The organism is Proteiniphilum sp. UBA1028 (genome assembly GCF_002316955.1).
Lineage (GTDB): Bacteria > Bacteroidota > Bacteroidia > Bacteroidales > Dysgonomonadaceae > Proteiniphilum.
On the sequence record NZ_DCEN01000038.1, the window covers coordinates 5371 to 9660 of the forward strand.

Here is a 4290-nt window from a genome sequence, read left to right on the forward strand (position 1 = left end):
CTGCTCTTTCAAGATCGACGGGTAACGATCGCTGTTATTTTCTGGGCACTGTTAAACAGCTATACCCGTGTATATCTTGGTGTACACTTCGTGTCGGATATACTCGCAGGGATGATTGTGGGCTCAGTACTGGGTTATCTGTTTTATGAGCTGCTTCGTTTAACGAGGTCTTTTCTGCTACATCTTCCAGAATCGAAAAATATCCCTCTATATAGTCGTCCGCACGCTCACCTTTTATCCATTTTTATTCCTTCCTATCTTGCTGTCTTGATTATTTTTAGTTCATTTTTAGCAACTTTACCTCACTAAAAATGTTCTATTTATAGAATTGGAACATTTGCGTAAATATTTTTATAAATAGTTTGGGATATCTTTTTTTTTGTGTAAGTTTAGGGCATGAAATGAATCCTGAAATGTAGTAACAACATAAAAATTATAAGCCATGGCAAGAACAATCACTTTTAATGAGCTGCGAGAACTGAAAGACAAACTCCCCGATGGTAGTATCCACCAAATAGCAACGGAATTGGATATGAAGCCCGAAACAGTCCGGAATTATTTTGGTGGATACAATTACAAAGAAGGAAAAAGTGTAGGAATACACATTGAACCGGGACCGAATGGTGGTATTGTTGTGCTTGACGATACCACAATTTTTGATAAAGCACTGAAAATACTCGGGCTTGATGATTATCCTGAACCCGATATAATTGAAACGAAAGAAGTTGATTAAAAAATAAATAACCCACAAATTTGTGCTCTGGCAGCCAAATAGTGGGTTATTTAGCCTTTGTTATAACCGAGTTGTCTATGGTCCCAGATCCATGGACATGTAAAAAAATACAGTATGGAAAAAGATGGTAAAAAGAGGGATTCTCACGACGAAAAGCTGGTCACCGTAGCCATTCATTCATATGAAAAAGCCCATATCCTGAAATCGATTCTTGAATCAGAAGGCATTCCGGCAGTTATACACGGCATCAAGATGATTGATCCGGTTGTTCCGGGCAATGTACGTGTGCGAATTAACGAAGCCGATCTTCCCAGAGCACTCCAAATAATCGAAAAAGTAGACTTTACTTCCGAGCTCGACAAAGAACCGGAGCAAGAGATAAGCAAAGAAATACTGGTGCCAGTAGACTTTTCTGAATACTCGCTTGCAGCATGTGAATTTGGCTTTCGCCTGGCTCGTGATCTGGATTGTAAAGTGAAACTTTTGCACGCTTTCTTTACACCATTTTACCCGGGGGCAATACCTTTTGGTGACACCTTCACATTGCAGGCGACCGACAAAGAACTTTACCAGGATATAAAAAGAAAAACAGAAAGTGAGATGCAGGGCCTGGTGAAAACAATTGAGGAAGAAATGACTGGCGGTTTAATACCTAAGGTACCTTATCAGACGGTATTGTTGGAAGGTCTTCCCGAAGAAGAAATTATCACCTATTCCAAGAAAATGCGTCCTACGGCCATTGTGATGGGAACACGGGGAAAGAGTGCCAAAGATCTTGATCTTATCGGGAGCGTAACGGCGGAGGTCATGGAGGGCTGCAGAACACCCATCTTTGCCATACCCGAAGGAGCAAAGGCGAATAATCTTTCGGCGATGAAGACCATCGCATTTCTGACCAATTTTCAGGAACGGGAGTTCAAAGCATTTGATATCATGATGCGTTTTTTAAAGCCCTATCCTGTAAAGGTTTATCTTGCTCATATCGCAAAAAAAGAAGATGTGTGGAATGAAATTAAATTGTCGGGTATTCAGAAACGTTTTGCAGAGTTATACCCGCAATTGCAGACCGAGTATAAACTGATTGAACAGAGTGAAAGAGTGGAAGAGTCTCTCGACAGATTCGTGAACGAACATAAAATTGACATGATCTCCTTGTCCAGTTCACGGCGCAACATCTTTGCCAGGATGTTTAATCCCGGCATTGCAAGAAGAATGTTATTCCACTCAGATACACCGTTACTGGTAATTAAAGGAATGTAGGTGTTATTTGTGAGCAGGCATAAAAAAAGGTCTCCCTGGGGAGACCCTTTTTTATGTGTGGCGTCATTATTGCGTCTTTTTTATTTCAGCCCCAATTTGGTTTTCACCAGGGGAGTGATGTTGACTGCCGTGGGACTCACGTAAACAATGGGCGATTGCATTGTTGATACATCAAATACAAAGGTGTATTTGTTTTCATCTCCCACCGCTTTGATAGCATCGGCAATTTTCTTGTTAACCGGTTCAAGCAGGCTTTGCTGTAATTGCTGCATTTCCTGCTGGCTATTCTGCAGGTAGATCTGATATCTCTCCTGAATCTGAGCAAGTTGTTTTTGCTGGTCTTGCTGTACTGCCTCGGAAGTGGCCGGTGTCTTGTTGAATTCTTCGGACTTCTTGTTGAATTCATCTACCAATGCTTGTCCGTTTTTTGAGATTTCCTCCTGCTTGGAACTGAGTTGTGTTTCAATGCCGGCCAATTCGGGCATGGCTGAGAAAATTTCCTGGGCATTCAGGTACGCAAACTTCGCCTCTTGTGCTACCACTGTCAATGGAGCCAGTGCAATAAAAAAGATCAATAATTTTTTTAACATGATTTTCTATTTCTAATTTGTAATTTAAAATTCTTTCGTTATGTCGGCACAAAGATAAACTTTTTATTTTTAATAGCCTAACCATGAAAGTACCTGATCGCTTATATCAATACTGGGTGAAGCAAAGATAATGGATGAGGATGAGGCCCTGTCTATCACCATCGTATATCCCTGCTGAGTTGCAATGTTTTTTACTGCCTCGTAAATATTATCCTGGATGGGCTTGATCAACTCCTCCTGTTGCTTGAATAATTCTCCCTGGGGACCGAAATATTGGTTTCTCAGTTCCTGAATCGAATTTTCCTTGGCTACGATTTCGTTCTCGCGTTTGGTCTTTTCAGCTCCGGCAAGAAATACCAGGTCGGCCTGATATTTTTTATACATGGCATTCACGGTTTCCACCTCTGCGTCCACTTTACTTTGCCATTGTGAAGACAAGGTCTCCAGCTGTTTGTTGGCACTTTCGTACATAGGAATCCGTTCCAGAATATACTCCATATCAATCAATGCATATTTTTGGGCGTACGTAGTTCCCAATGTCAACGCCATCAATAAACCGATCAAAAAAAGTGTCTTTTTCATATTATTTTTATTTTTAATGTACGAAACAGAGATAAAAGCAAATTGATCGCAAGCATGTTTTTCGCTTTCTTGTGTATGCTGTTATGTAAGACGGATTACAATCCGAAACGTTTACAAAAGGCATGCTAAAATTCATTAAAGAGCAAATAAGTCCTTTCCTGAGTGCAGGGGCCTGGGCTAGCTTTTGCTTCTTCAGATAAGCATATCTGTCTCTACATGTTAGAATTCCTGTCCAATGATGAAGTGGAACTGGCCTCCGCCACGTTGTCTGTTTCCGCTGCCAAATACAGTGTCAAATCCATATGCCCAGTCGATTCCCATCAATCCGATCATTGGTAGAAATATACGGGCTCCCACGCCGGCTGAACGTTTTAAATCGAAAGGATTCAAATCTTTTACATTGTACCAGGCGTTTCCGGCTTCCAGAAAAGCAACCCCGTATATCGTGGAGTTGGGTTCCAGAATAAAAGGATAACGTAACTCCAGCCCAAGTCGGGTATAAGCGCGTGCCTGTGTAGCAATGGAGTTATTTTCATAGCCCCTTAGAGCCACGTTTTCAGTCGCAAAGGAGCTGGTGTAACCGCTCATGCCGTCACCTCCCACGTCGAACGTTTCAAAGGGGGTCATTTTATTTTTATTATAGTGTCCGAGGATGCCGAACTCAACACGAGTGGCCATCACAGGTGTGCGGGTTACCGTAGAGGGTGAAAGTGGCGTAAAGGTGCGGATTTTCAACTTCCATTTGTGATATTCGTTCCACGTGTATTTATCCGGATCGTTGTACGCCATGGCGGCATAGTTATTTCCATCCCACAGAGAGAAGGGTGGGGTAGCAGATACACTCAGCGTGAATTGAGAACCGGTACGCGTATATATAGGGTTGTCTGTGGATATACGCGATAGGGTGAGTCCGAGGGTGATGCTGTTGCTCACTCCCGTTTGAAACGGGAATTGATTATAAGACCAGTTCTTCAACCCATAACGTTGATAGCCTAGCTCTGCCATGAACTGGAAGTAGTCGTCAGGCCATTCTAGCCTCTTTCCGTAGCCCAGTGAAAGGCCCACCATGCTAAACACCTGGTCCGGGTCATAGGCATATTCTGCCATATCCTGGTATCCGTATCC

At 42.4% G+C, this 4290-nt stretch carries 6 protein-coding genes; 3 read left to right on the forward strand and 3 right to left on the reverse strand.

Features of this window, described 5'->3' with window-relative positions:
- The 3 genes from B3Z75_RS05950 to B3Z75_RS05960 all read left to right on the forward strand — a co-directional run.
- Nucleotides 1-309: phosphatase PAP2 family protein (locus B3Z75_RS05950; protein ID WP_294068641.1), on the forward strand; the 309-nt coding region annotated here is incomplete at its 5' end.
- Nucleotides 310-442: 133 nt separating this feature from the next.
- Nucleotides 443-733 carry a DNA-binding protein gene (locus tag B3Z75_RS05955; protein ID WP_294068643.1) on the forward strand — a complete coding sequence of 97 codons (291 nt, stop codon included), beginning with the start codon at nucleotides 443-445 and terminating at the stop codon, nucleotides 731-733.
- Nucleotides 734-847: 114 nt separating this feature from the next.
- Nucleotides 848-1993: a universal stress protein gene (locus B3Z75_RS05960; RefSeq protein WP_294068645.1), complete on the forward strand. Its 1146-nt coding sequence runs from the start codon at nucleotides 848-850 to the stop codon at nucleotides 1991-1993.
- 80 nt (nucleotides 1994-2073) lie between these two features.
- Here the strand turns inward: B3Z75_RS05960 and B3Z75_RS05965 are convergent, their stop codons facing one another.
- The 3 genes from B3Z75_RS05965 to B3Z75_RS05975 form a co-directional block, all read right to left on the reverse strand.
- Nucleotides 2074-2583, reverse strand: a complete 510-nt coding sequence (locus B3Z75_RS05965; protein ID WP_294068647.1) for an OmpH family outer membrane protein — start codon at nucleotides 2581-2583, stop codon at nucleotides 2074-2076.
- Nucleotides 2584-2652: 69 nt separating this feature from the next.
- On the reverse strand, nucleotides 2653-3165 hold the full coding sequence (locus B3Z75_RS05970) for an OmpH family outer membrane protein (protein ID WP_294068649.1): 513 nt from the start codon (nucleotides 3163-3165) through the stop codon (nucleotides 2653-2655).
- 219 nt (nucleotides 3166-3384) lie between these two features.
- A partial coding sequence (locus B3Z75_RS05975) for a BamA/TamA family outer membrane protein (protein WP_349676029.1) occupies nucleotides 3385-4290 on the reverse strand: 906 nt, incomplete at its 5' end.